The organism is Enterobacter cloacae complex sp. 2022EL-00788, assembly GCF_026627565.1.
Lineage (GTDB): Bacteria > Pseudomonadota > Gammaproteobacteria > Enterobacterales > Enterobacteriaceae > Enterobacter > Enterobacter pasteurii.
The window spans coordinates 371,914-397,160 of the sequence record NZ_JAPNMC010000001.1 but is presented as its reverse complement, the minus strand read 5'-3'; the positions used below and the strand labels follow the sequence as shown (position 1 = coordinate 397,160).

The following is a 25,247-nucleotide window of genomic DNA, read 5'->3' as shown; positions in this document are numbered from 1 at the left end:
GTGGATCCCTGATATTCTTCGAATAAGCAACTGTTGGCCGGTCAAATATTCCAGAGCAGGGGAGTTATTTAGCGATATTCAATTATTTCACCCCGATAAGCCCCTGCTATTTCGCTGGTTTTCTTTTCTTTCGACGTAATACATTTTGTCTGCGCGCTATTTTTAATTTATGCTTCGCATACGAACAATTTGTGTTGTGCAGGGCTAAAGCATCGTAGCTGTCAATTTAGCCTTGTTTTATAAAGAAATCAGGAGATTCATTTTTATGTCAGACAATAATCCCCGCACATCCGGCTGGCTGGGGCTGTGGTGCCTGCTGGTCGGTGTGATACTTCTTGTGACGGGGCTGTTTTTTGCCGTCGGCGGCTTTAAGCTCGTTACCCTTGGGGGCAGCTGGTACTTTCTCATTGCCGGTATTTTCATCCTGCTCTCGGCAATTCAGTTTTTCCGCCGGAAGTCCTCCGCCGTGCTGCTGTTCGCCCTGGTGTTTCTTGGCACCCTGATCTGGGCATTTTTCGATGCTGGCACAGACTTCTGGCCGCTGGTTTCCCGCTTAATGTTGCCCGCCGGGCTGATGCTGCTGGCTGCAGCAACCTGGCCTGCCTTGCGTAAACGTGAAGGTAAATCTTCCTGTGCAAAAGGGGCGTGGGGAGTCTGCGCGGTTATTATCATCGCCATGGGCGTCACTTTTGTTCAGATGTTTCAACCCCATCCGACCGTGGCCTTCAGCGGCGAAAAACGCCCGCTGGTGCCGGTCAAAGAAGATGCGAAACAGCAAAACTGGGATCACTACGGCAACACTGCCGGCGGCAGCCGCTTTGTCGCGCTGGACCAGATATCCCGCGACAACGTGAAAAACCTGAAGCCGGTCTGGACGTACCACACCGGCGACGTTCCGGAAAGCCCGGACGGCAATGGCGCAGAAGATCAGCAGACGCCGCTGCAGGTAGGCGACCGCGTCTTCCTGTGTACGCCGCATAACAACGTGATTGCCGTGGATGCCGATAGCGGCAAAGAGATCTGGAAAGCGGAAATCAACGCTAAGTCTGCAATCTGGATGCGCTGCCGTGGCCTGGCGTACTTTGATGCCACTAAACCGCTGGCGCAGCCGACCGTGGCTGGCTCCACGCCGGTTCTTCCGGCGCAGGTCGCGCCGGGCGCAGCGTGCCAGCGTCGCATCCTGATGAATACCATTGACGGTAAGCTGATGGCCTTAGACGCCGACAACGGGAAGTTCTGCCCTGATTTCGGCACTAACGGCAGCGTCAACCTGCATGAAGGGATGGGCGACGCGTCAGATCCAACCTATGTATTAACGTCGGCCCCAACCCTGGCCGGGACCACTATTGTGGTTGGCGGGCGCGTTGCGGATAACGTTAGCACCGATATGCCGGGCGGGGTGGTACGCGGTTATGACGTGATCACGGGCCAGCTGCGCTGGGCGTTCGATCCGCGTAATCCGGATCCGAACTACGTTCTGAAGCCGGGCGAACACTACAAACGTAGCTCCGCCAACTCCTGGGCCCCTATGTCCTGGGATGCGTCGATGAATACCGTGTTTATTCCGATGGGAAGTTCCTCCGTCGACCTGTGGGGCGCTGACCGTATTCCGGAAGATCACAAATACGCCACCTCAATCCTGGCGCTGGATGCGACTACCGGGAAAGAGAAGTGGGTATACCAGACCGTGCATAACGACCTCTGGGATTTCGATATTCCGATGCAGCCGAGCCTGGTTGATTTCCCGACCAAAGAGGGCAACAAGCCGGCGGTGGTGGTGGGCACCAAAGCGGGGCAAATTTACGTCCTCGATCGCCTGACGGGTAAGCCGCTTACGGAAGTGAAAGAGGTTCCGGTAAAACCGGCCGATATTCCGCGCGAACAGTATCCAGCAACGCAGCCGCGCTCCGTGGGTATGCCGCAGATTGGCGCGGAGACCCTGAAGGAATCGGATATGTGGGGGGCTACGCCGTTCGACCAGCTGGCCTGTCGTATCAGCTTCAAATCAATGCGTTATGACGGCCTGTACACGATGCCGGGAACCGATGTTTCTCTTAGCTTCCCGGGCTCGCTGGGTGGAATGAACTGGGGCAGTCTGTCCACGGATCCGAACAACCAGTATATCTTCGTCAACGACATGCGCCTGGGCCTGTGGGTTCAGCTGATTAAGCAGGATCCGCAAAGCGCGGTGGCCAACACGGGCGGTGAAGCCGTGAACGCCGGGATGGGCGCCGTTCCTATGAAGGGGACGCCGTACTCGGTCAACAAAAACCGTTTCATGTCACCGCTGGGCATTCCGTGCCAGAAACCACCGTTTGGCTCCCTGTCCGCCATCGATCTGAAAACGCAGAAAATCGTCTGGCAGGTGCCGGTCGGTACCGTCCAGGATACCGGGCCGTTTGGGATTAAAATGCGTATGCCGATGCCTGTCGGTATGCCGACGCTGGGCGGTACGCTGGCCACGCAGGGCGGTCTGGTGTTCATTGCCGGAACCCAGGATTACTACCTGCGCGCGTTCGATTCGTTTACGGGTGAAGAAGTGTGGAAAGCGCGCCTCCCTGTGGGTAGCCAGGGCGGACCTATCAGCTATGTTTCACCGAAAACCGGCAAACAGTACATCCTGATTTCCGCCGGCGGCGCGCGCCAGTCGCCGGATCGTGGAGACTACGTGATTGCCTACGCGCTGGATAACTAACCGCGAAAGCAGCCAGGCCCCGTCTTAGTACGGGGCTTTTTTTTGGCGTAAGCACCATAAAGATGAAGAAGGGAACGGTTCAGGTCAGCCAGTGAAAAGCACCCGCCAGCTGCGGCGACGGCGGGCCATCTCGCGGCCCAGCGCGATCGCCTCGTCGTGTTGCAGAGCGTCAATGGCCTGCGGGGTCAGTGCCGGTAAACCATAGCGCTGGCGCAGGGCAGCCAGTGCCGTGGCGCTGGCATCCTCCGGGGAACGGATATCCGCCGCCAGCTTCTGGCGCAATGCGCCGAACGTCGCCTCATCACACTGCGTCAGCTCACGCAAAAAACGTTTACAGCAGCCCAGCAGATTCAGGGGCGAGCGGTCAGGCGACTGTAACGCCAGCAGCAGGCCGTCCCGGTCGGCAACGCGCTGATAGCGACAGCTGACCACGTAGCCAATCTGCTCCTCCACGCGCAGGCGCTGGAAAAACTGCGGCTCGCACCACAGCGCCAGCAGCCGCAGCGCGGCGAGCGACGCGCCCGGCGGCAGGGGGATAAACACCAGCAGCGCCGAATCCGCGCTGGCGTGCGGGATTCGTTCGATCCCGCGCAGAAAACCGCCAGGCGGCGTGCCGTCAGCGTTTACCGGCGCGTCAAGCAGGGCAAGCAGCCGGCCTGCCCGGCGCGCGTCCCCGGCGCTGCCGCCGGCTAACGCCGCCAGCCAGCCTTCCGGTGGCGAAGCCGGGGCCAGGCGTTCAGGCAGCTGCTGAAGGAGCTGACGGATCGCAATGCCTTCCGCCGCTGGCGCAATAGCCGGTGCGGGACGCGAGAGGCACTCTGCTATTTTTCTGATGATGCGTTCCGCCACCGCGAGGGCGTCAGGCAGCCGCAGGGTAAGCTGCCAGCTGCCGTCGACCGTTTGCCACTCGCCGCTGCCGCCGACATGGCGTAGCCCGGCAAGGAGAGGGCGTAACTGACTGCCGATCGCCACCCCTTCAGACCAGCCAACGCGAGAATAAAAAGGCCTGCGCAGGACAAGCGCTGGCGGCTGCGTCTGCGGGGACACATGCAGCAGCGGAACGGCTTCGGCGGGCAGCGGTGGCGCCGAGCCTGACGCTTTCTGCGGGTAGAACGTAAACGCGATGGGCTTATCCGAAGCCCGCTGACGCCGCCAGCGGCGAAGCGACAGGGCAAAACCCTGGCTGACGATACCTTCATCGACGTCCATTTTTTTGCAGGCCAGATAAGAGGCTGGCGCCGCCAGCAGATCGGCACAGAAGGCGGAAAAACCGGCGGGCGACGCGCCGGGCGCAAAGCCAAACGCCCGCTGGCGCAGCTGCTCCAGCGCCGACAGGGCGCTAAAACGCTGCTGCGCCAGCCGGTAGTAGTGCCGCTGCTGCTCCGCCGTCGTTTGCTGTAGCGCCCGCAGCCAGTGCGTCACCTGCTCGTTTATGGCTTCATGCTGCTCACCGCCAAGCGTAATCGCCAGCCAGCCGCACTCGTCATCCTGATAAAGCCAGTCTAACCCTACGTCTTCGGCCAGCCCGCGCGCCCGTAGTCCGGCTATCAGGCTGCCGGGGGCGTCGTCGAGTAAAAATTCCCTAAAAAGAGCAACGTTGTCATTTAACCGGATCGCCGGGCAGCGCCACAGGGCGGGGCGCTCCGCCACCGCCAGCTCATACTCCGCTGGCGCGCTGAGGCGCAGCGGCGGCGCGGCTTCAGGCCCTTCACCTGAAGCAAAACCTGCCGCAAAGGTATGGGCAAGTCCGGCTAAATCATCCAGCGCCTGCGGCCCCTGTAGCCACAGCTGCAGCCGCCCGGCCACATAGTAACGGCGGTGAAAGTCGCGCAGGGCGGCCTGAAGCGCCTTTGCGTCATGGCCCAGGGAGTCCTGGCTGCCCACCTGAAAGCGGCGAAACGCCGCCGGTGCATCCATCGCGTGGCGCGCCGCGGCTTCGCGCCTTGCGCCATCGTGTTGCTGGATGAGCCGGTTTTCCGCATCAATGACCGCGACTTCACGCTGAACGTCATGCAGAGAAAGCAGCGGCGACTGCAGCATATCGCGCAGCCGCGCCACGCCGTCGGACAGGCTATCGGCGGCAACGTCGAAGAAAAAGGCGCAGTGGCGTGCCAGCGTGGTGGCATTAACGCTGCCGCCCTGGCGCTGGACCCATGCCATTAGCCGCTCGTCGTCCTGATAGCCCTGGCCGCCGCGGAACAGCAGGTGCTCAAGTAAATGCGCCAGCCCGGCGAAGCGCTGCGGCTCGTGATGGCTTCCGGCGCTCACTCGCGCCAGCGCGGCCGCGCGCGTCGCCTGCGGCTGATGAACCAGCGTCGCCCGGATGCCGCCTGCCAGCTCGACGATGCGGGTATCCATGGGCCTCAGAGTTCCCGGGTTTTGTAGATGAGCTCGGAGCGGGTACGGTTGCGGAACTGTAGCTGGCCGATTTTCATGTCGCTACAGGCCGCTTCGCGCCGCGCCTCGAGGATTTTATGGTGATGCGGCGATTTGCTGCACACCGGATCGGCGTTGTCCGCGCTGCCGGTAAGCATAAAGGCCTGGCAGCGGCAGCCGCCGAAGTCCTTCACCTTTTCATCGCAGGAACGACACGGCTCCGGCATCCAGTCAAAGCCGCGATAGCGGTTGAAGCCGAAGGAGTCATACCAGATGGATTCCAGGCTCTGCTCAAGCACCGAGGGGAACTCCACCGGCAGCTGGCGCGCGCTGTGGCAGGGCAGCGCCGTCCCTTCCGGGGTGACGCTGAGGAAAACCGAGCCCCAGCCGCCCATGCAGCCTTTCGGCCGTTCCTCATAATAATCGGGCGTGACGAACAGCAGGTTGGTCAGATTGCCCGCGGCAGCCATTTTCTGTCGGTATTCGGCAACCACACGTTCAGCGCGGGCAATCTGTTCTCGCGTCGGCAGTAGACCCTGGCGATTAAGGAACGCCCAGCCGTAGAACTGGCAGGTCGCAAGCTCAACGTCGTCGGCGTCCAGTTCGATGCACAGCTCGATGATTTTATCGATCTGATCGATGTTATGCCGGTGGAGGACGAAGTTGAGCACCATCGGGTAATCGCGCGCCTTAACCGCTTTGGCCATCGCCAGCTTCTGCTGAAAGGCTTTTTTATTCCCCGCCAGCGCGGCGTTGAGCACCTCATCGCTGGCCTGGAAGCTTATCTGGATATGATCGAGACCGGCCTCGCTGAACGCGTCAAGCTTGCTTTCCGTCAGGCCAATTCCCGAGGTAATCAGGTTGGTATAAAAACCCAGATCGCGGGCGGCGCGAATCAGCTCAGGCAGGTCTTTACGCGTGAGCGGTTCGCCGCCGGAGAAGCCCATCTGCACGCTGCCCATTGCCCGCGCCTGGCGGAAAACGTCGATCCACTGTTCGGTGGTGAGCTCCCGATCCTGCCGGGCAAAATCCAGCGGGTTAGAGCAGTAGGGGCACTGTAGCGGGCAGCGGTAGGTCAGCTCCGCCAGCAGCCACAGCGGTGGATTGACGGCGGTTTTATTCTGGCTCACGGAAAATTATCCACTTCTGTTGATAAGCAATTTGCAGGAATTCAACGACGTCGTCATCGACGCCGCCGGCTTCCGGGAACCGCTCGTTGAGTAGGGCAATAATCGCAGCCGCATCGCGCTGGCCGTCAACCAGTTCGAGGATCGCGGCCGCGGTTTCATTAAGTTTAGCCATCCCTTCCGGATAGAGAATCACATGGCTGTCCTGAGCGGCTTCCCACTGCAGGCGATAGCCACGACGAAAGGCGACGATTGCGTTCTTTTTCATGCTTATACCAGTCGGGTTGTGTGCCAGGCCGCTTTGTCGGTGACCGTGTGATAGGGAGGGCGCTGCAACGCGTAGGCCATGGTCATCGCGTCGAGCATCGTCCACAGGATATCGAGCTTGAACTGCAGGATCTCCAGCATCCGATTCTGCTTTTCTGCGCTATCGCAGTAGGTTTTCGCCAGTTCCAGGCCATGCTCAACGTCGCGGCGGGCCTGGCTGAGGCGGCTGCGGAAATAAAAATAGCCTTCCTCTTTGATCCACGGATAGTGTTGCGGCCAGCTGTCGAGACGCGACTGGTGAATTTGCGGGGCAAACAGCTCGGTCAGCGAGCTGCAGGCCGCCTCCTGCCAGCAGGCGCGGCGGGCGAAGTTAACGTAAGCGTCAACGGCGAAACGGACGCCGGGCAGCACGTGGCGTTCGCTGATTAAGTCGTCGCGGCTAAGCCCTACGGCTTCGCCCAGCTGAAGCCAGGCTTCGATACCGCCGTCATGGCCGTTGCTGCCGTCATGGTCGAGGATCCGCTGCACCCACTTGCGACGCGTGTGCGGATCGGGGCAGTTTGCCATGATTGCCGCGTCTTTCAGCGGAATGGTGGTCTGGTAGTAAAAGCGGTTCGCCACCCAGCCCTGGATCTGCTCGCGGCTGGCCTCGCCGTTGTGCATCGCGATATGGTACGGATGGTGGATATGATAGTAGGCGCCTTTCGCCCGCAGGGCGTGTTCAAACTCTTGCGGCGACAGCGTTTCGCGAATGTGCATAGTTAGTCCTGAAGCGTAATGTTCATCCCGTCCCAGCTCACCTCTATTCCCTGCTCTGCGAGGGCGTGACGCTGCGGCGATTGCTCGTTAAGGATCGGGTTGGTGTTATTAATGTGAATCAGAATTTTGCGCCTGGCCGGCAGGGAGGCCAGCAGCGCCATCATGCCGTGTTCATCCCCGAGCGCCAGGTGGCCCATGTCGCGACCGGTATTGCGCCCGACGCCGGCGGCCTGTAGCTCATCGTCCTGCCAGACGGTACCGTCAATCAGCAGACAGTCCGCTTTGTTAAGCCACGGCAGGATGGCATCGTCGGGCTCGCCGAGTCCCGGGGCGTAGAACAGCGTCTGGCCGTTACGGCGGTTTTTGATAAACAGCGCCACGTTATGGCCCGGCAGCGGGCGGTCGCGCCACGGGGAATAGGGCGGCGCGTTACTGGCAATGGGGACAGCGGTAAACTCCAGGTCCGGACAGGCTTCCACGCTAAACGGGCTGAGCGGGGCAATGGGATGATGAATCAGGCCGCCGTTCCAGTGCTTAAGCATGGTAAAAATCGGGAAACCGCTGGAGAGATCCTCATGCACCTCCGGCGTACACCATACGTGATGCGGGCATCCCTCGCGCAGGCTGAGCAGCCCGGTGGTGTGGTCAATCTGGCTATCGGTAAGGATAATGCCGCCGATATGCGTCCCGCGCAGAACGTCTTTCTTATTCAGTTCCGGCGTATGCGCGATCTGCTGGGCGATATCGGGGGAGGCGTTACACAGCACCCACTCTTTGCCGTTATCGCTGACGATGATGGACGACTGGGTGCGGGGGGTAGCCTGGATGGTGCCGTTGCGTAAACCCTGACAGTTGGCGCAGTTACAGTTCCACTGGGGGAAACCGCCGCCGGCGGCGGAGCCGAGGACTTTAATAAACATGGAGATGGACCAGGTAGTCAAACGAAAATGCCCGCACGGATGGCGGGCAGAGCGATTAGCGGTTGGAAATGTACAGCGTCACTTCCAGGCCAAGACGTAAATCAATAAAAGCAGGTTTCTTCCACATCGTTTTTTCCTCTATAAAATACGGCACTAACACCATCGTTTGTGCCGGTTTTGTGATAGCCATCAAATAATGCGCTACAGAGGGGTAAAGCTCAACCCGCAAAATGTAAGGAATTAACTTAATGTTTACAATACAACCTATTGTTGCCAAACATTTTTTAATACCTTTTGCCAGTTGGCCCACAGCAGCTTATCCAGCATTAATTGATCATAGCCGCTATCGCGCAACGCGCTGATTAGCCGCGGTAAACCACTCACGTCGCCTAACTCATCAGGCAGCGTAATGCCGTCAAAGTCCGATCCCAGCGCGACGCAATCGTCACCCATGATGTTAATAAGATAGTCGATATGGCGGATAATAGCGCTCAGCGGGGTGTCGCTATCGCGTTTACCGTCGGCGCGCAGAAAGGCATTGCCGAAGTTTACGCCCACCACGCCGCCGCTGTTGCGGATAGCCAGCAGCTGCCGATCGGTTAAATTACGCGGCTGCGGGCACAGCGTGTGGGCGTTGGAGTGGGTGGCGACCAGCGGTGCCGAGGAATGGCTGGCGGTATCCCAGAACGCCTTTTCATTCATATGCGAGACGTCAATCAGCATGTTCAGGGCGTTAGCCTGCCTGATGAAGGCGATACCTTCCGGGGTGAGTCCAGGACCACTGTCCGGGCTGCCGGGAAAGGCGCCGTTTACGCCGGTGCCAAAGCGGTTAGCAATATTCCAGAATGGACCAATGCTGCGCACGCCGGCGGCATAAAAAGCATGCAGGTCGTCCCCGTCACTGTCGAAACCGCCCGCGCCCTCAATATGCGCCACCATCGCCAGCACCTTGTCCTGACGGCAGCGTTCAATATCAGCCGCGCTCAGGCACAGTCGCGCGCGGCCAGCAGATTGCGCGACGATCTGCTTAAGGATCGCCAGCTGCTGCCAGAGAATGTCGACCGGCTGCCACGGCTCGTCGGCGTGCTGCGGTGCCATGCGGGCAATATACGCCTGCGGCGGCACGAAGAGGGCAAACAGCCCGCCGGAAAATCCGCCCTGCTGCATGCGCGGATAATCGAGATGTCCGTTCCCGATGCCCGAAAAGAAGGCCGTAACCGGATCGTGGCGATGGTGAAGCCAAAGATTAAGCAACAGGTCGTTGTGACCATCAAAAATCGCCATAGCGCATCCCACTGTGTTATTGCTAAGAAAGTTGCCCGGCACGATAACCTATTTGTCCCGTCCGGCAAGGAGAAATTTACAACCTGGCAGCAATTATTAATATCACTTAACAGTAGGGAGATCGGCACATCGTGTTGCGTGCCGGGGCGAAAGCATTTCCGATTCCATGCGCCATTGCAGCGCATTCGTTCCCTGAGCTAGAGGTCTACGCTATACTGCGCCACTTAGCATTATGCGTGGCAGGTAACGAAATATGCGGGAGAGCATTAACTTACTTTTCGTGGTGCTGTCTTTTGCGGCACTGATTATGCTGATGCGCTTTTTCGTCAGGCGTATTCGGCATCCAAAGCGTATCGTTGCCGACAGTCGGGGATTGAAAAAAATCTCTACCCATCCTTTCTGGTTTGGCGGATCGTCAGGTAAAACCTACTTTTATGATGAGCAGTATTTATACGAGGTTATAAAGGGTGATGCCCGTAAAATTGAGCTTACGGCTATCGTAAAAATTAAGCCGGGCTCGATAGTGGTAAATAACAGGCGGCTCTGGTCTGTGAGCTATCTTGAGGGAGCCGGTGAAAAACAGGTGCAGTTTTATAATAATCTGACGGTGTTTAATCAAAACTTCGCTGCTTTTTTAGAGACTGTAAAACGCGTGAATCCTGAAGCCGATATTAAGGCCGTCTCCTTGTTCAACCTGTGACTGGAATACATCACCTTTCTTTTTCTGACTGCCCATACGGCAGGTATGGGCAGTGAAGCCGTCGATATTATTTCTTCTTGTTCATCATCGCTTTTAAATCGGCGAAGGGGTTAAACGTGGCGACGCCCATGTCTTTTTGCGCATCCTCACCCGCGACAACGGTGGTGCCATACTGGTCCGCCTCGGTGTACTTCGAGTGTTCGTGATCGTGGCAAAACAGACACAGCAGCTCCCAGTTACTGCCGTCTTCCGGGTTGTTGGTGTGATCGTGGTCGATATGGTGAACCGTAAGTTCACGAAGATTCGAATAAACAAACTCGCGCGAGCAGCGTCCGCAAACCCATGGGTAGATTTTTAGCGCTTTTTCACGGTAGCCGCTTTCCAGCCGTGCGTAGTTTTTGGGGATAAGAGCCATTGCTGAAGTACCTGTTAACATGAGAATACGTCACACTATATCGCATTATGTTATGACGGGAGAATGCCATCCTCGCATGGACGGATGGATACAAACGGCGTTTTTAGTCAGTTTATTTGAACTATTCCGTTAAATAATCACCATTTATTCTCATCCGTGAATGCGTAGAGTAGGGATTACGCAATGCTTCATCAGGATACGTCATTATGAAAAAGATCGGATTTTTGTCGTTTGGCCACTGGACACCGTCCTCCCAGTCCGCCACGCGAAGCGCGGCAGACGCGCTGCTGCAGTCTATCGACCTGGCGGTTGCTGCCGAGGAGCTGGGGGCGGACGGGGCGTATTTCAGGGTGCATCACTTTGCCCGCCAGCTCGGCTCCCCGTTCCCGCTGCTGGCTGCGATAGGCGCTAAAACCAGGCGTATCGAAATCGGTACGGGCGTGATCGACATGCGCTATGAGAATCCGCTGTATATGGCGGAGGATGCCGGTGCGGCCGATCTGATCTCTGGCGGACGGCTACAGCTTGGCATCAGCCGCGGCTCCCCGGAGCAGGTGATTGACGGCTGGCGGCATTTTGGCTATGTGCCGCAGGAAGGTGAAAACGAATCCGATATGGCGCGCCGCCACACGGAGGTACTGCTTGACGTACTGCGCGGTGAGGGGTTTGCGAAACCGAATCCACAGCCGATGTTTCCGAATCCGCCGGGGCTGCTGCGACTCGAGCCGCACTCGGACGGCCTGCGTGAACGTATCTGGTGGGGCGCGGGCTCAAATGCAACAGCAGTATGGGCGGCAAAGCTGGGAATGAATCTGCAAAGCTCAACGCTGAAAGACGATGAAACCGGCGAGCCGTTCCACATCCAGCAGGCAAAACAGATCCGCGCCTACCGGCAGGCCTGGGCTGATGCGGGGCACGCGCGACAGCCACGCGTTTCGGTCAGCCGCAGCATTTTTGCTCTGATGGACGATCGCGACCGGATGTATTTCGGTTCAGGCCGCAATGAGAGCGACAGCGTGGGCTATCTGGATGAAAAAACGCGGGCAATCTTTGGCCGCAGCTACGCCGCGGAGCCAGACAGGCTGATTGAACAGCTGAAGCAGGATGAAGCGATCGCGGAAGCGGATACGCTATTGCTCACCGTGCCAAATCAGCTCGGCGTGGAGTACAACGCGCACGTTATTGAGTCCATCCTGAAGCACGTCGCTCCCGAAATGGGCTGGCGGGACGGCAATGCATAACCTGTCTCTCTGGTATCGCCGTTTTGGCGAGCCTGAATCGGTACTCCAGGCAGAATCCGCCGCGCTCTGTACGCTAAAGCCGGGAGACCTCCGGGTGCGCATGCTTTTTGCTCCGGTCAACGCCTCCGATCTCATCCCCGTTACCGGAGCGTATCGCCACCGCACGCCGCTGCCTGCGGTCGCCGGTTATGAAGGCGTCGGCGTAGTGGCTGAAGCGCCCGCGGCTTACGCGGCGCTGCTCGGTAAGCGGGTGCTGCCGCTGCGCGGGCAGGGAACCTGGCAGCGCTACGTCGACTGCCCGGCAGAATATGCCGTTCCCGTTCCGGACGACGTCGACTCGCGGCTTGCCGCGCGCGCCTATATCAACCCGCTTGCCGCGCAGATGATGCTGGACCGCTATCCTGCGAGCGGGAAAACGGTGCTGCTCACCGCCGCCGGATCGGACTGCGCTATCCTTCTTGGCCAGTGGGCGCGCCGGGCGGGGGCAGAAGCCATTTACGGCATCCATCGTTCAGCGGTGCACGCCGGGCGCCTGGCTGATATGGGGATCGTCCCGATTGCACAGCACGACCGGGAGGCGGTCAACGCCGCGGCCTCACGGGCGGACGTGGTGTACGACGCCACGGGCGGTAGCCTGGCGGAGACGATTCTGAGCGTGATGCCTGAAAGGGGGACGTTTGTCTGCTACGGGCTGCTCTCCGGGCAGACCTTCCGGCAGCAGCGGGCGTTGCCGCGCGTGGCCTGGTTTCATATCCGCAACTATCTGGACAGCCTCAGCGCAGAGGCGTGGCAGGCGGAGTTTCAGCGTATCTGGCCTGAACTGCGCGCCAGCCGGTGCAGCGATCTCGCCCTTTACCCTCTGCCGGAATGGCAGAGGGCACTGGGTTACTATCGCGAAGCGGGAAGAGCGGGCAAGCCCGTGCTGTCGATGGAGGATTAATCGGCCCTGTGGCTCATATCGCTCAGCAGAACCGCGATACTTTGCCCACCAGCCGTCTGCTCAAGGCCAATTTTGACGATAATGGTCAGCGGAACGGAGAGCAGCATGCCGACAGGCCCGAGCAGCCAGCCCCAGAATATCAGGGACAGGAAAACAACGAGGGTGGAAAGCCCCAGCCCGCGTCCCATCATTCGTGGCTCAAGAATGTTCCCGAAGACGAGGTTAATCACCAGATAGCCCGCCAGCAGGATCAGCGCGTCGTATAATCCGCTAAAAACCAGAGTCTGAAGGATAGGGGGGATCGCCGCCAGCACGGAGCCGATGTTGGGGATGTAGTTAAGCGCAAAGGCCAGCAGCCCCCAGACGAAGGCAAAACGCACGTCCAGCGCGACGAGCATCCCCCAGACCACGATCCCCGTCACCAGGCTGATGGCCGTTTTCAGCACCAGATAGCGTGAGACGCTGTCGAGCGCGCGCTGAATGGCGCCCATTCCCTCCACCGGACGAACCATAAGGTGCTGAAGCTTTGCGGGCAGCTGCGGGACTTCCAGCAGCATAAATACTACCGTCAGGAACAGCAGGAAAATGGAGGTCATCGCGTTAGACAGCTGCGCCAGCAGGCTGGTCACAATCGTCATGGCGGCATTCGGATCGATGTACTTAAGCAGCTCCTCAACCGAAACTTCGATGCCTGCCCGCTGCAGCCAGGGCTCAATTTGCAGCAGCGGGATCGCCAGCGAGGAGCGATACTTCGGCAACGTTCGCGCCAGCTCGTTCAGGGACGTTCCCAGATAGGCCACCAGCAAAACCATCGCGACGATAATTATGCTGATAAGCAGGCTTATCGCCAGCACGCGAGGAATGCGCAGCCGCACCATCCGCTGCACCAGCGGGTTGAGGATCACCGCGATAAACAGCGCCAGGATAAAGGGCACGATGATATCGGCCGCGAAGCGGACCCCGGTTAAAACGATCGTCAGCATGCCCAGCATGATGACGATCTTTAGCCCGTTGAGGGTAATAATGGGTTTAGCCATGAACGTTCCCAAAAAGTTTTTATTAATAATAGAGGGTAAAGCGGTTGCAATAAACTAACCAAAATCAAACGGAGTGGGTAAAGAAGTGAAAAGACTTTGAGTAATTTCCTGGCTTATGATACAAATCAGGCGTGTTCAACTACTGAGGACAATTTTCATCCGCAAAGACGAGAAGCAAGACCGCGGATAATTGTAATTTTATGGACAATTTGTTCAGGACGTATTTTTCAAACAACTCTGCTCTGTTTTCTACCTCCCTCTGCCTTCTTTCCGGTGAGCAACACTGGCGTTCCGCGCTATAGTCACGTCTTCTGCCTGAGCTGGCGCTATGCGCTTAGCTATCTGATTTAATTCCCTATTTTTTTGGTTTGCTGCCCGCAGCGAGCCTCGATGGATTATATTCTCAAGCAGGAGAAAAACATGTTTTACTGGATTTTATTAGCTCTGGCTATCGTCGCTGAAATTACCGGCACCTTGTCGATGAAATGGGCGAGCGTCAGTGACGGCAGCACCGGTTTTATTTTGATGCTGGTGATGATTACGCTTTCCTATATTTTCCTCTCTTTCGCGGTAAAAAAAATCGCGCTCGGCGTGGCCTACGCATTGTGGGAAGGTATCGGTATTTTGCTGATTACGCTGTTCAGCGTGCTGTTATTTGACGAAACCCTGACGACGATGAAAATTGCCGGTCTAACGACCCTTGTAGCAGGTATCGTGCTGATTAAATCGGGTACCCGCAAGCCGGCTAAACAGCAGAAGGAGCAGACCCATGCAGCAGTTTGAATGGATCCACGCGGCCTGGCTGGGGTTCGCGATCGTTCTGGAAATAATGGCTAACGTCTTTCTGAAGTTTTCTGACGGTTTCCGTCGTAAAGCCTACGGCCTGTTATCGATTGCCGCGGTGCTGGGGGCGTTCAGCGCCCTGTCACAGGCGGTAAAAGGCATCGATCTTTCCGTCGCCTATGCGCTGTGGGGCGGCTTTGGTATCGCCGCCACCCTGGCAGCAGGCTGGATTATGTTTGGCCAGCGTTTAAACAATAAAGGCTGGATAGGGCTGGTACTGCTGCTCGCAGGCATGATCATGATTAAGCTCGCCTGAGCAATCTACTGCTGCGCCAGCGCCTCCAGCCTGTCGCGGAATCCGGTCACTGACAGCGCCCGGTTATCGGCCCGCCAGCGATCTTTCGCTGCCGGCGCCGAGCTTTGAACGCCAATCAGCTGCCAGCCCTTGTCGGTTTTTAGCATCAGCGGCGATCCGCTGTCACCCGGCAGCGTATCGCACTGATGCGACAGCACGCTGCTTTGCGCCCAGCCCGTTACCACGCAGTCCGTATGGGTGTACAGCGAATCGAGGTGATCGACAGGATAGCCTGCCTGCGTCACTTTTCGATCGGCGGCCTTCAGGGCGTCGGTAAGTGCGGCTTTGTCGCCATCAAAAAGCGGCAGCGGGGCGATCCCGGACGGCGGATAGCGTAAGGCAATGAGGCCGAAATCCCAGGATGCCGCGCCCGGCGGCACAATCCAGCCGTCACCGTCCGCTTTTAACCGTTTACCGAGCGACGCATCCACCCGGCCCTCGATACCGTGAATTTCATACCGCCATATCCCTTTTTGCGACACAAAGCGCAGGGCGATCGCCTTGTCCGGCTTGCCCTCGGGCGGCATTAACAGGCAGTGTCCCGCCGTCAGCGCCAGGTGTGGCGTAATGAGCGTTGCTGTACATAAATTGCCGCTGGCGGTTTCCAGCTGCCCGATGGCATCCCAGGGGGAGTCGGTAGGATCGGTGACACGCGTGCGGTCGTCATGACCAAAAAACAGCGTCTTAACCTCTTTAGCGCTAATGGCGTCGCCATCATCCGCATGTGAAAAGCCCGCAAAGAGGCTAAACGTTCCCAGTAACAGCACAACAGATTTACGCATATCACACTCTGGTGGGGTAATTATGATTATTAAAAGTGAACCCTATGAAAATACTATAGACGGGACAGCGGGAAAGTGGGAGTAAAATCAGCGTGCTACATTCAGGAAAGATAAAAACGGCTGGCAACGAGCGCGCATAAAATTAGCAGGATAAGAATGAACTCAAACCGATAGCGCCGCAACATACGCCCTCCGGATAAAAAAACGGCGCTGACCTGTTTCCCGTTCAGCGCCGGTTTGCCAGCGTGCCCAGAAGGGCACGGTTAAGCCTGTACCTTACGCTGCCGGCTGTGCAGCAGGTTTAGCCGCTTCGTGTTTTGCCGCTTTCTTGTGATGCTTTTTAGCGGCCTGGGCTTTCTGCTCTACCGCAGGTTTAGTTGCCTTTTTGTGGTGCTTTTTCGCCGCCTGAGCCTTCTGTTCTGCCGCAGGTTTTGCTGCTTTGTGGTGTTTTTTATGGTGAACCGCTTTGGCCGGAGCGGCGGTGGCTGCCGCAGGCGCTGCGGTGGCGGTAGTTTCCGCCGCGAATGCAGCAGAGGACAGACCCATAGCAGCGGCAACAACCAGAGCTAATACTTTTTTCATTTTCATACCCTCGAATTTGGTTTTTCATTTAACCCCACTGCGGGGCCGTTGAAATAACTATATCCCTGTAAATTCGGGGTTTCCGTGAGTGATTGGTATCGGCGTGTAACCGTATGTACACGCCGGGGTTTAACCCCGGCGCGGTCGATTACAGGTAGCGGGAAGTCAGATGTTCGCGGAAGTATCGACTGTTCAGATCTTCGCCCGTCGCCTGGGTAATTAACTGCGAGGTGCTGAAGCGGCTGCCGTGCTGCCAGATGTTCTGACGCAGCCACTCAAAGAGCGCCGTGAAATCGCCGCCGGCAATGGAGTCCTGCAACCCTGGCAGCGCGGTTTTAGCGGCATGGAACAGCTGTGCCGCATACATTGCCCCCAGCGTATAGGACGGGAAGTAGCCGAAACCGCCGTCGGTCCAGTGGATATCCTGCATGCAGCCGTTGCGGTAGTTGTCTTTGGTGGACAGCCCAAGCCAGGCCTGCATTTTTTCATCCCACAGGGCGGGGATATCATCGACCTCAATTTCGCCGTTGATCAGCGCGCGTTCAATCTCGTAGCGCAGCACCACATGCGCCGGATAGCTTACTTCATCCGCGTCAACGCGAATGTATCCCGGCTTCACGCGCTGGTTCCAGGCAATGAAGTTCTCTTCGCTGAATGCCGCCTGGCTGCCGAAGCGGGCATGCACCGCCGGAAGCAAATGCTTCAGGAACGCGTCGCTGCGGCCAAGCTGCATCTCGAAAAACAGGCTCTGGGATTCGTGTATCGCCGTAGAGCGCGCCAGCGCAACGGGCTGACCGGCCCATGCCCGGGGAAGGTTTTGCTCGTAGCGGGCATGTCCCGTTTCGTGGATCACCCCGAAAAGCGCGCTGAGCAGCTCATCTTCATCGTAACGCGTGGTGATTCGCACGTCCTCCGGCACGCCGCCGCAGAACGGATGGGCGCTGACGTCCAGACGACCGCCGTTAAAATCGAAGCCAAGAATTTTCATCGCTTCCAGACCCAGCTCGCGCTGGGTTGCGGTCGGGAAGGGGCCCTGTGGCGGAACGAACGAATGCTGGGCCTGCTTTTCCACCACCTTTGCCAGCAGATCCGGCAGCCACGACTTCATGTCGCCAAACAGCACGTCCAGGCGGGCGCTGGTCATGTCCGGCTCAAAAATATCCAGCAGCGCGTCGTAAGGCGTGCAGCCTTTGGCATCGGCACGCAGGCGGGCTTCTTCACGACTGAGTTTCACCACCTCCTTCAGGTTGGCAGAAAAGCCCTGCCAGTCGTTGGCCGGACGCTGGGTGCGCCAGGCGTGCTCGCACCTGCTGCCTGCCAGCGATTTGGCCTCCACCAGCGATTCCGGCAGCAGCGTCGCCTGCTGGTAGTGACGCGTCATTTCACGCAGGTTGGCCTGCTCAACGTCGTTCAGATCTTCTTCTGCCGCCGCGGCCAGCCATTCGCCCACTTTTTTATCGGTCAGGATCTGATGTTGCAGGACGCTCATCTCCGCCAGCGCTTCACCCCGCGCGGCGCTGCCGCCTGGCGGCATCATGGTGAACATGTCCCAGCTGGCGATGGAGGTGAGGTGAGAGAAGCGTGAGAGGCGCTGGAAGGTGCGGGTGAGCTGTTGATAAGAAACGTTTTTCTGCATAGTTATTGTTCTCGTTCTGTTGGAGGTGTTCAGGGGAGTGTAACGCGATTTAGGGAGGAACCGTGTACTTTTGATGTCAGGGGCGTGAAGCCCCTGTCAATTCAATCGTAGAGCCATTTTCCTGCTTTTGCGGATTCAGCAAACATGCTTACGGTTAACGGAATGCGGGTTGCTTCTACCTCTTCCCGCTTTAGCTTAAACCAGCGCTTTAATAATGGGGTGTTCTGCCAGGGAAAATAACGAGACCAGTTCACGCCAGATAAATCCACGTTAAATTCTTTCTCGTACCGGTTTAACGCGTCGTGAAGGTCATCGCCTGGTGAACCGAATAAATCAGAATCGAGCTCAAGCAATATCTCGTTCCAGTTATCGTCAAGTTCGCGTGAAATTTCATCGTTGAACATATCAAGGACTTTAGAGCTAATTTCGTCTGTGAGCATTAGAACGATGTCCACTGTATACGGTCTTTAGGTCGTGCGATCAGGTTATATTTCTCCTGAGTGCGCGTCGAAATTCTGTAAAGGGTGGTAACTAATGACCCCCAACCTAACCAGGGACAATAGCGGGCAATAACAGCGGCAAGGCTTGTTGTTGTTCTCATCCGTACACCCACCGGTGTTTTGACTCGAATTCCGAAAGGGGTTTTAACATCCTTCAAAATCATTCGCGCATACTTTGAAATGACGCTTGTTCCTTCAATGGCATTCCCTGGCTTCGTTCGCGTACCTAACCACGGTTGCCCGCCCAAAATAGCCGCACCTGAAACGGCATCTATCCCCAACTCTATACAGAACTCCTCCAGAAAAATGATCTCAAGTAACTCGCCCGGAGTGACGTTTGAATGGCCTCTGTAAAAGTAGGTGCCGTTAACTTCTTCGATTGTATCCATATCGACCCCAGTTACGCTGACGCCCGCTCATTCCATGCATCGGAGAAAATAATATTTCCATCGTTATGCTTCCATGTGATTTTCTCGTAGCGCAATTCAACCGTTTCCAGGTGGTTGTTATTGTTGTCGCCCGGCGCGGCCATGGCAGGTGATACCGAAACAATCCGCACCCCCTCCAGAACAATATTGAAGTACTCCGCTTCCAGGCCTGCATCATTAATCTTGTAGAACTTGAGTTCGGCTTTTTGCAGAGCCTGACCAGTGGCGACTGCCTTATAGAGATAGGGTGAGGAGTAATCGAATTCCTTAACAATCATCATCGGGGAGTGGATGCGCTTACCCGTAGGTTTACCTGTCAGATTATCGGTCGGCGTAGAAAGGTTATGGTGAAAACCTTTAAATTCAATGCTGTACTCCCTCTGCTGCACGTCGCAACCGCCTTTGATCAGTGCGCCACCGTCATCGTACAACCACATGTTGCCTGGAATAGCCATGTAAAACCCCTCTTTTCATAGAACGGAGTCGATGAGCTTACAGAGAGCGGTGTGGATAATAAATACACGAAATAGTAATAAGCAATTGATTATGCTTAATTTTTAATTAAGCATAACTAACGTCAGAAATGAGCCCCGCACAATTACGTTCATGCGGGGATAACGTTAACCTATTGCAGACGTTTATGCAGGCTGGCGCCCACCAGCAGCGCAGCGCACAGCATCAGGGCAATAAACCCGCCTACGCCGTTCCAGCCGTAGTGATGCCAGAACACGCCGCCGAGCGTACCGGCAATGCTGGAACCGAGGTAATAGCTAAACAGATACAGCGACGACGCCTGGCCTTTGGCGCGGCGCGCGCGCGGGCCAATCCAGCTGCTGGCAACGGAGTGCGCGGCAAAGAATCCGGCGGAGAAGAGCAGCATGCCGGCAAAAATCAGCCAAAGGGAGGAGAAAAGCGTCATCAGCAGCCCGAACAGCATCACGGCAGTAGAAGCCAGCATCACCGGGCCGCGGCCGTAGCGAGCCGTCATGGCCCCGGCTTTTGGCGAACTCCAGGTTCCGGTGAGATACGCAACGGAGAGCAAACCCACCAGCGCCTGGCTGAGATGCCACGGAGAGAGCATCAGACGATAGCCAATATAGTTGAACAGCGTCACGAAAGAGCCCATCAGCAGGAAACCGGTCAGGAACAAACGCGGCAATCCCTTATCGCGCCAGTGCAGGCGGAAGTTGATAAACAGCGTTTTCGGGCGCAGGGAGGCAGGGCGGAAATGGCGCGATTCCGGCAGTATTTTCCAGAACATCAGCGCCGAGGCGAGCGCGAAGCAGCCGATAACCGCCAGGGCAATGCGCCAGCTAAAGAAATCCGTAAACACGCCGCTCAGCAGGCGTCCGCTCATCCCGCCGATAGAGTTCCCGCTGATGTACAGCCCCATGGAAAAGGCCACAAAACTCGGGTGGATCTCTTCGCTGAGGTAGGTCATCCCCACCGCCGCCACGCCGCTGAGGGAGAGGCCAATCAGCGCGCGCGCGATCAGAATGCCGTGCCAGCTGGTCATCATAGTGGACAGCAGGGTACAAACGGAGGCCAGCATTAACGCCGTTACCATGACCTGCTTGCGGCCGATAGCGTCCGACAGTGGCCCGGTGAACAGCAGACCAATCGCCAGCATCCCGGTTGAGATGGAGAGAGAAATACTGCTGCTGGCCGGCGACACGCCAAACTCATGCGACAGGACCGGCAGAATAGGCTGTACGCAGTAGAGCAGGGCAAAGGTGGCGAGACCTGCGGAAAAGAGCGCCAGGGTGACGCGCATAAACTGCGGTGTTCCACGCTTAATAAACTGAACCGGCTGCGGTGCTGCGGGTAAGACATCAATGTCGCTTGCCGGCGCGACATCAACAGCTGTTGTACGACTCACACGTAATCCTTGCTTAAACATCCCCGTGATTTCTGGTGACGGGTATGACCACAGGATCAGGGTAGGAAAATGTAAATATTCTGTCTAATATATTAATAATCTCAAATGATACTTTATAAATATGAATATCGAACTGCGCCATTTGCGTTATTTTGTTGCCGTCGCCGAAGAACTGCATTTTGGCCGCGCCGCGGCAAGGCTGAACATCTCTCAGCCGCCGCTAAGCCAGCAGATCCAAATCCTGGAGCAGCAGGTGGGGGCGCGCCTGCTGGCGCGAACCAACCGCAGCGTGAGCCTGACGGCGGCGGGGAAGCAGTTTCTCGCCGACAGCCGACAAATCCTGAGCATGGTGGATGACGCCGCGGCCAGAGCGGAGCGGCTCTATCTTGGCGAAACGGGGGAGTTGCGCATCGGGTTTACCTCGTCGGCTCCCTTTATCAGCGCCGTTTCACAAACGCTGTCATCGTTTCGTCGCAACTTTCCCGACGTGCATATTCAGACTCGCGAAATAAATACCCGGGAACAAATATCGCCGCTCAATGAAGGCTCGCTCGACCTGGGGCTGATGCGCAACACGCGGTTGCCTGATACCCTGGCGTGGCAGGTGATCCTGCGGGAACCGCTGATGGCGATGATCCCCCGCGACCATCCTCTCGCCGCTAAGCACAGCGTCACGCTGGCTGAACTGGCGAAAGAGCCGTTTGTCTTTTTTGACCCGCAGGTGGGGACCGGGCTGTACGACGATATTCTCGGCCTGATGAGGCGCTATGGGCTTGTTCCGACCATCGCCCAGGAGGTAGGAGAAGCAATGACGATCATTGGTCTCGTTGCCGCAGGGCTTGGCGTTTCGATTCTTCCGGCCTCGTTCAAGCGGGTGCAGCTGCCGGAAATGCGCTGGGTAACTATTGCCGAGCCGGATGCGGTGTCGGAGATGTGGCTGGTGTGGTCTAAACATCATGAACAAAGCCACGCGGCACAACGTTTCAAAGCAGCGCTAATTACCGCCTCTCACGGGCGCTATTTATAGGGAAAAGTGGGCAAAAATGTGCAGTAAATCACATGGCTAAGTAAAAATTTGACGTCGGCCATTGAAGTGCTTCACCATAGCCCTCAGTTTATTTCGAAGCTCGAAAATAAGGGAGTACGAGGTGGTTGCTGATAGTCAGCCAGGGCATATCGATCAGATAAAGCAGACCAACGCGGGCGCCGTTTATCGCCTGATTGATCAGCTCGGTCCGGTTTCGCGTATCGATCTTTCGCGCCTGGCACAGCTGGCACCCGCCAGTATCACCAAGATTGTCCGCGAAATGCTGGAAGCCCATCTGGTTCAGGAGACGGAAATTCAGGAGCCTGGCAGCCGCGGCCGTCCGGCGGTAGGGCTGGTGGTCGAAACCGAGGCATGGCACTACCTGTCGCTGCGCATTAGCCGCGGGGAAATCTTTCTCGCGCTGCGAGATTTGAGCAGCAAGCTGGTGGTAGAAGACCGGCTGGAACTCCCGCTCGACGCAGAACAACCTCTTCTTGACGCCATTCTGATCCATATCGACCAGTTCTTTATTCGCCATCAGCAGCGCCTCGAACGCCTAACGGCAATTGCAATTACCCTGCCGGGAATTATTGATACCGAAAATGGCATTGTGCACCGCATGCCGTTTTATGAAAACGTCAAAGAGATGCCGCTGGGAGAAGTGCTGGAAAGCCATACCGGCGTGCCGGTCTACATACAGCATGATATCAGCGCCTGGACGATGGCCGAGGCGCTGTTTGGGGCTTCCCGCGGCGCACGAGACGTGATTCAGGTTGTGATTGACCACAACGTCGGGGCGGGGGTGATCACCGACGGACGACTTTTACACGCCGGCAGCAGCAGTCTGGTGGAGATCGGCCATACGCAGGTCGATCCGTACGGTAAACGCTGCTACTGCGGTAACCACGGCTGCCTTGAGACGATCGCCAGCGTCGAAAGCGTGCTGGAGCTGGCGCAGGTGCGACTCAGCCAGTCGATGAGCTCCACGCTGCATGGGCAGCCGCTGAGCGTAGATGCGCTGTGCGCGGCGGCAAGGCAGGGCGATCTGCTGGCGAAGGACATCATTACTGGCGTGGGCAATAACGTCGGGCGCATTCTGGCCATAATGGTGAACCTGTTCAATCCGCAAAAAATCCTGATTGGCTCGCCGCTCAGCCAGGCGGCGGAGATCCTCTTTCCGGCGATCTCCGCCTGTATCAGCCAGCAGGCACTTCCCGCTTACAGCAAAAATATCGTGGTCGAAAGCACCCAGTTCTCCAACCAGGGAACGATGGCGGGCGCCGCGCTGGTTAAAGATGCGATGTACAACGGCTCGCTGCTGATTCGTTTACTGCAGGGCTAACTCTTTTCCACTGATGTACGAAAAATTGCGCTATCTCAAGCCGGGTAGCGCACGCATCCCGTAGACTTTCCCCCACTGAATTATTTACCTGGTTTATATTTTTGAAGCATACCCAAGAGGTGGAATGAGTCATGCTTAAGCGTTTCTTTATTACTGGTACTGATACTTCTGTCGGGAAGACAGTGGTATCCCGCGCGTTGTTGCAGGCCCTGGCGGCAAGGGGTGAACGCGTTGCAGGATACAAGCCGGTTGCAAAAGGCAGTAAAGAGACGCCAGAAGGGCTGCGTAATAAAGACGCCCTGGTTCTGCAAAGCGTCTCGTCTCTGGAGCTGCCCTATGACGCCGTTAATCCTATCGCCCTGAGCGAGGAGGAGAGCAGCGTCGCCCACAGCGGGCTAATTAACTACAGCCTGCTTTCTGATGGCCTGGCAAACCTGAGTGAACAGGTTGACCACGTTGTCGTTGAAGGTACCGGCGGCTGGCGCAGCCTGATGAACGATTTGCGTCCGCTATCCGAGTGGGTGGTGCAGGAGCAACTGCCGGTGGTGATGGTGGTGGGTATTCAGGAAGGGTGCATCAACCACGCCTTGCTGACGGCGCAGGCTATTGCGAATGACGGCCTGCCGCTGATTGGATGGGTGGCGAACCGGATTAACCCCGGCCTTGCGCACTACGCTGAAATCATCGACGTGCTGAGCAAAAAACTGCCTGGTCCGCTGGTGGGTGAACTGCCTTATCTGCCCCGCGCCGAACAGCGCGACCTAGCGCACTACGTCGATCTCTCTGCTTTCGGCGGTATGCTGCCCGTAGATCGAGTCGTGGCGTAACGTCCTCGACAGTACGGACGCCACCACGCAGGCAACCAGCAAGCCGGGGAGTAAGACATACTGCCCGGTCATTTCACATACCATCAGGGCCGACATGATCGGCGCGTGCGTGGTGGCGGCGAGCAACGTCGCCATCCCCGCCAGCCCGAGCAAAATCGCCGTCTCAGCGCCAGGAAACCACAGGGCAAATAGCTGCGCAAACAGCATGCCGGTCGCCATACCGACAAACAGCGTTGGCGTGAATACCCCACCGGGCGCACCGGAGCCGCTGCTCGCCAGCACCGCCAGCAGCTTGCAGATAAAGACGCCCGCAATCACCGACAACAGCGGTGGCGACTGCAAAAATGCCTGAACCACGCTGTAGCCATTTCCCCAAACCTTCGGCGTTAGCAGCGACAGCAGCCCGACGATCAGCCCACCCAGCGCCAGCTGCCACGGCGGCGAAAGCTTCAGACGCAGAAACAGCGTATGGCTAAAACCCATCAGCCACATCAGCAGCGGGCCGCAAACCCCTGCCAGCAAGCCGACGCCAACCATCAGCGCATAATCTGCGGCCGTTAAGGCTTCGCTCAGGTGCACCGTATAAAGCGTGTTTGCGCCGGGGCTTAACAGACGCGTGGTGAGCAGCGCCACCACGGCGGCAATCACTACCGGGCCGAGCGAGGCCAGCATGAGGGTGCCGAACAGGATCTCAGCGATAAACAGGCTCCCGGCCAGCGGCGCGTGATAGGCGCTGGCCATCCCGGCGGCGGCACCGCAGGCTATCCACAGTTTCCATTCAGATTTCGGCGTAAAACGCTGTGCAAAAAAGGAGGCGGCGAGCGCCGCGAGCAGGATCATGGCGCCCTCACGGCCGATGGCGCTCCCGCTGGAGACCACCAGCAGCGACGCGAGGGATTTCACCAGGCTGGCGCCGTAATCAAACTGGCCGTCACCCGTTTCCAGCGCTTCCATATAATCCGTTGGCGCATGCGGGCGTTGCGCCGTAAGCCGCTGCCATCCCCACAGCAGGATGCCTGCGGCCAGGCCGCCCAACGCGGGCGTCAGCGCCCGACGCCAGGGAGATAACGCGGCGGCGGCGTTTACCAGGCTACCGCTTACGTTGCTGAGAAACAGCCACTCCAGCAGATACATGCTGTGGCGAAATGCCGCTACGGCCAGCGCCGCCAGCACGCCGGTCACGGTGGCGATCAGGAGCCGGCGGAACATGGCGCGAATGTCGGGGTAAGCGTGAAGTCGTTGCATGGGGCAGAATTAAACGGAGACGATAGGATATTGTGATAGGAAAACGAGGGGTTAGCAAAAGGTATGCGTGCGAAAAAGAGGCCGGGCATAGCCCGGCGTG

Annotated in this window: 27 protein-coding genes and 2 pseudogenes; 10 read left to right on the top strand and 19 right to left on the bottom strand. The window is 57.6% G+C overall.

Annotated features, from left to right (window positions below):
• Positions 1-265: 265 nt before the first annotated feature.
• On the top strand, positions 266-2,695 hold the full coding sequence (locus OWK27_RS01850; protein WP_267589692.1) for a membrane-bound PQQ-dependent dehydrogenase, glucose/quinate/shikimate family: 2,430 nt from the start codon (positions 266-268) through the stop codon (positions 2,693-2,695).
• Between the two features lie 84 nt (positions 2,696-2,779).
• On the opposite strand, the gene pqqF is transcribed toward OWK27_RS01850, so the two are convergent.
• The 8 genes and pseudogenes from pqqF to OWK27_RS24335 all read right to left on the bottom strand — a co-directional run.
• Positions 2,780-5,053: a pyrroloquinoline quinone biosynthesis protein PqqF gene (gene pqqF / locus OWK27_RS01845; protein ID WP_267589691.1), complete on the bottom strand. Its 2,274-nt coding sequence runs from the start codon at positions 5,051-5,053 to the stop codon at positions 2,780-2,782.
• 5 nt (positions 5,054-5,058) lie between these two features.
• Positions 5,059-6,201: a pyrroloquinoline quinone biosynthesis protein PqqE gene (pqqE, locus tag OWK27_RS01840; protein WP_267589690.1), complete on the bottom strand. Its 1,143-nt coding sequence runs from the start codon at positions 6,199-6,201 to the stop codon at positions 5,059-5,061.
• Positions 6,188-6,466: a pyrroloquinoline quinone biosynthesis peptide chaperone PqqD gene (gene pqqD / locus OWK27_RS01835; RefSeq protein ID WP_267589689.1), complete on the bottom strand. Its 279-nt coding sequence runs from the start codon at positions 6,464-6,466 to the stop codon at positions 6,188-6,190. Before pqqD ends, pqqE begins: the two co-directional genes overlap by 14 nt.
• Positions 6,467-6,468: 2 nt before the next feature.
• Positions 6,469-7,224, bottom strand: coding sequence for a pyrroloquinoline-quinone synthase PqqC (gene pqqC, locus OWK27_RS01830; RefSeq protein ID WP_242173041.1), 756 nt, complete (start codon positions 7,222-7,224; stop codon positions 6,469-6,471).
• Between the two features lie 2 nt (positions 7,225-7,226).
• Positions 7,227-8,144: a pyrroloquinoline quinone biosynthesis protein PqqB gene (gene pqqB / locus OWK27_RS01825; protein WP_148418801.1), complete on the bottom strand. Its 918-nt coding sequence runs from the start codon at positions 8,142-8,144 to the stop codon at positions 7,227-7,229.
• 55 nt (positions 8,145-8,199) lie between these two features.
• Positions 8,200-8,271, bottom strand: coding sequence for a pyrroloquinoline quinone precursor peptide PqqA (pqqA, locus tag OWK27_RS01820; RefSeq protein WP_002905689.1), 72 nt, complete (start codon positions 8,269-8,271; stop codon positions 8,200-8,202).
• Positions 8,272-8,408: 137 nt separating this feature from the next.
• Positions 8,409-9,428: a dipeptidase gene (locus OWK27_RS01815; RefSeq protein WP_267589688.1), complete on the bottom strand. Its 1,020-nt coding sequence runs from the start codon at positions 9,426-9,428 to the stop codon at positions 8,409-8,411.
• 102 nt (positions 9,429-9,530) lie between these two features.
• Positions 9,531-9,614: pseudogene (locus tag OWK27_RS24335) on the bottom strand (DUF4113 domain-containing protein); the annotation flags it as partial.
• Positions 9,615-9,681: 67 nt separating this feature from the next.
• Here OWK27_RS24335 and OWK27_RS01810 point away from each other — a divergent pair.
• Complete coding sequence (locus tag OWK27_RS01810; RefSeq protein WP_267589687.1) at positions 9,682-10,128, top strand: hypothetical protein; 447 nt, start codon at positions 9,682-9,684, stop codon at positions 10,126-10,128.
• 67 nt (positions 10,129-10,195) lie between these two features.
• Here the strand turns inward: OWK27_RS01810 and yajD are convergent, their stop codons facing one another.
• Complete coding sequence (yajD, locus tag OWK27_RS01805) at positions 10,196-10,543, bottom strand: HNH nuclease YajD (protein WP_014169845.1); 348 nt, start codon at positions 10,541-10,543, stop codon at positions 10,196-10,198.
• A gap of 206 nt (positions 10,544-10,749) precedes the next feature.
• Here yajD and OWK27_RS01800 point away from each other — a divergent pair, with 206 nt between their 5' ends.
• Both OWK27_RS01800 and OWK27_RS01795 read left to right on the top strand, forming a co-directional pair.
• Positions 10,750-11,784, top strand: a complete 1,035-nt coding sequence (locus tag OWK27_RS01800) for an LLM class flavin-dependent oxidoreductase (RefSeq protein ID WP_148418797.1) — start codon at positions 10,750-10,752, stop codon at positions 11,782-11,784.
• On the top strand, positions 11,777-12,724 hold the full coding sequence (locus tag OWK27_RS01795; RefSeq protein ID WP_267589686.1) for a zinc-dependent alcohol dehydrogenase family protein: 948 nt from the start codon (positions 11,777-11,779) through the stop codon (positions 12,722-12,724). Before OWK27_RS01800 ends, OWK27_RS01795 begins: the two co-directional genes overlap by 8 nt.
• Here the strand turns inward: OWK27_RS01795 and OWK27_RS01790 are convergent.
• Positions 12,721-13,761, bottom strand: a complete 1,041-nt coding sequence (locus OWK27_RS01790; RefSeq protein WP_148418793.1) for an AI-2E family transporter — start codon at positions 13,759-13,761, stop codon at positions 12,721-12,723. The two genes, OWK27_RS01795 and OWK27_RS01790, sit on opposite strands and share 4 nt — an antisense overlap.
• A 131-nt stretch (positions 13,762-13,892) precedes the next feature.
• Between OWK27_RS01790 and OWK27_RS24330 the strand changes: the two are divergent.
• From OWK27_RS24330 to mdtI, 3 genes and pseudogenes are all read left to right on the top strand, one after another.
• Positions 13,893-14,063, top strand: a pseudogene (locus OWK27_RS24330) (hypothetical protein).
• 118 nt (positions 14,064-14,181) lie between these two features.
• Complete coding sequence (gene mdtJ / locus OWK27_RS01785) at positions 14,182-14,544, top strand: multidrug/spermidine efflux SMR transporter subunit MdtJ (RefSeq protein ID WP_193356159.1); 363 nt, start codon at positions 14,182-14,184, stop codon at positions 14,542-14,544.
• A complete protein-coding gene (mdtI, locus tag OWK27_RS01780) occupies positions 14,531-14,860 on the top strand; it encodes a multidrug/spermidine efflux SMR transporter subunit MdtI (RefSeq protein WP_176610469.1) in 330 nt (109 codons plus the stop codon). The genes mdtJ and mdtI overlap by 14 nt, the downstream gene beginning before the upstream one ends.
• Before the next feature lie 5 nt (positions 14,861-14,865).
• Here the strand turns inward: mdtI and OWK27_RS01775 are convergent, their stop codons facing one another.
• The 8 genes from OWK27_RS01775 to OWK27_RS01745 form a co-directional block, all read right to left on the bottom strand.
• Positions 14,866-15,681, bottom strand: a complete 816-nt coding sequence (locus OWK27_RS01775) for a trypsin-like serine peptidase (protein WP_267589685.1) — start codon at positions 15,679-15,681, stop codon at positions 14,866-14,868.
• 101 nt (positions 15,682-15,782) lie between these two features.
• Complete coding sequence (locus OWK27_RS24325) at positions 15,783-15,866, bottom strand: hypothetical protein (RefSeq protein WP_148419184.1); 84 nt, start codon at positions 15,864-15,866, stop codon at positions 15,783-15,785.
• A 91-nt stretch (positions 15,867-15,957) separates the two neighbouring features.
• On the bottom strand, positions 15,958-16,263 hold the full coding sequence (asr, locus tag OWK27_RS01770; protein ID WP_148418789.1) for an acid resistance repetitive basic protein Asr: 306 nt from the start codon (positions 16,261-16,263) through the stop codon (positions 15,958-15,960).
• A 148-nt stretch (positions 16,264-16,411) separates the two neighbouring features.
• Positions 16,412-17,899 carry a carboxypeptidase M32 gene (locus OWK27_RS01765; RefSeq protein WP_267589684.1) on the bottom strand — a complete coding sequence of 496 codons (1,488 nt, stop codon included), beginning with the start codon at positions 17,897-17,899 and terminating at the stop codon, positions 16,412-16,414.
• Positions 17,900-18,000: 101 nt separating this feature from the next.
• Positions 18,001-18,354 carry a DUF1493 family protein gene (locus OWK27_RS01760; RefSeq protein WP_420712925.1) on the bottom strand — a complete coding sequence of 118 codons (354 nt, stop codon included), beginning with the start codon at positions 18,352-18,354 and terminating at the stop codon, positions 18,001-18,003.
• Complete coding sequence (locus tag OWK27_RS01755) at positions 18,339-18,788, bottom strand: STM2901 family protein (protein ID WP_045907534.1); 450 nt, start codon at positions 18,786-18,788, stop codon at positions 18,339-18,341. Before OWK27_RS01755 ends, OWK27_RS01760 begins: the two co-directional genes overlap by 16 nt.
• An 11-nt stretch (positions 18,789-18,799) precedes the next feature.
• Entirely contained in the window at positions 18,800-19,282 is a 483-nt protein-coding gene (locus tag OWK27_RS01750; protein WP_267589682.1) for an Hcp family type VI secretion system effector, read from the bottom strand.
• Positions 19,283-19,452: 170 nt separating this feature from the next.
• Positions 19,453-20,706: an MFS transporter gene (locus OWK27_RS01745; RefSeq protein ID WP_267589681.1), complete on the bottom strand. Its 1,254-nt coding sequence runs from the start codon at positions 20,704-20,706 to the stop codon at positions 19,453-19,455.
• A gap of 121 nt (positions 20,707-20,827) precedes the next feature.
• Here OWK27_RS01745 and OWK27_RS01740 point away from each other — a divergent pair, with 121 nt between their 5' ends.
• The 3 genes from OWK27_RS01740 to bioD all read left to right on the top strand — a co-directional run bounded on the left by OWK27_RS01740 (position 20,828) and on the right by bioD (position 23,902).
• Complete coding sequence (locus OWK27_RS01740; RefSeq protein ID WP_267589680.1) at positions 20,828-21,733, top strand: LysR family transcriptional regulator; 906 nt, start codon at positions 20,828-20,830, stop codon at positions 21,731-21,733.
• A 121-nt stretch (positions 21,734-21,854) separates the two neighbouring features.
• On the top strand, positions 21,855-23,075 hold the full coding sequence (gene mlc / locus OWK27_RS01735) for a sugar metabolism global transcriptional regulator Mlc (RefSeq protein ID WP_176610463.1): 1,221 nt from the start codon (positions 21,855-21,857) through the stop codon (positions 23,073-23,075).
• A gap of 131 nt (positions 23,076-23,206) precedes the next feature.
• The gene (gene bioD, locus OWK27_RS01730; RefSeq protein ID WP_148418784.1) at positions 23,207-23,902 is read left to right on the top strand and encodes a dethiobiotin synthase; all 696 of its coding nucleotides are present in this window, start codon (positions 23,207-23,209) and stop codon (positions 23,900-23,902) included.
• Here bioD and clcB read toward each other — a convergent pair.
• Positions 23,837-25,147, bottom strand: a complete 1,311-nt coding sequence (gene clcB / locus OWK27_RS01725) for a voltage-gated ClC-type chloride channel ClcB (RefSeq protein ID WP_267589679.1) — start codon at positions 25,145-25,147, stop codon at positions 23,837-23,839. The two genes, bioD and clcB, sit on opposite strands and share 66 nt — an antisense overlap.
• Between the last annotated feature and the right edge of the window lie 100 nt (positions 25,148-25,247).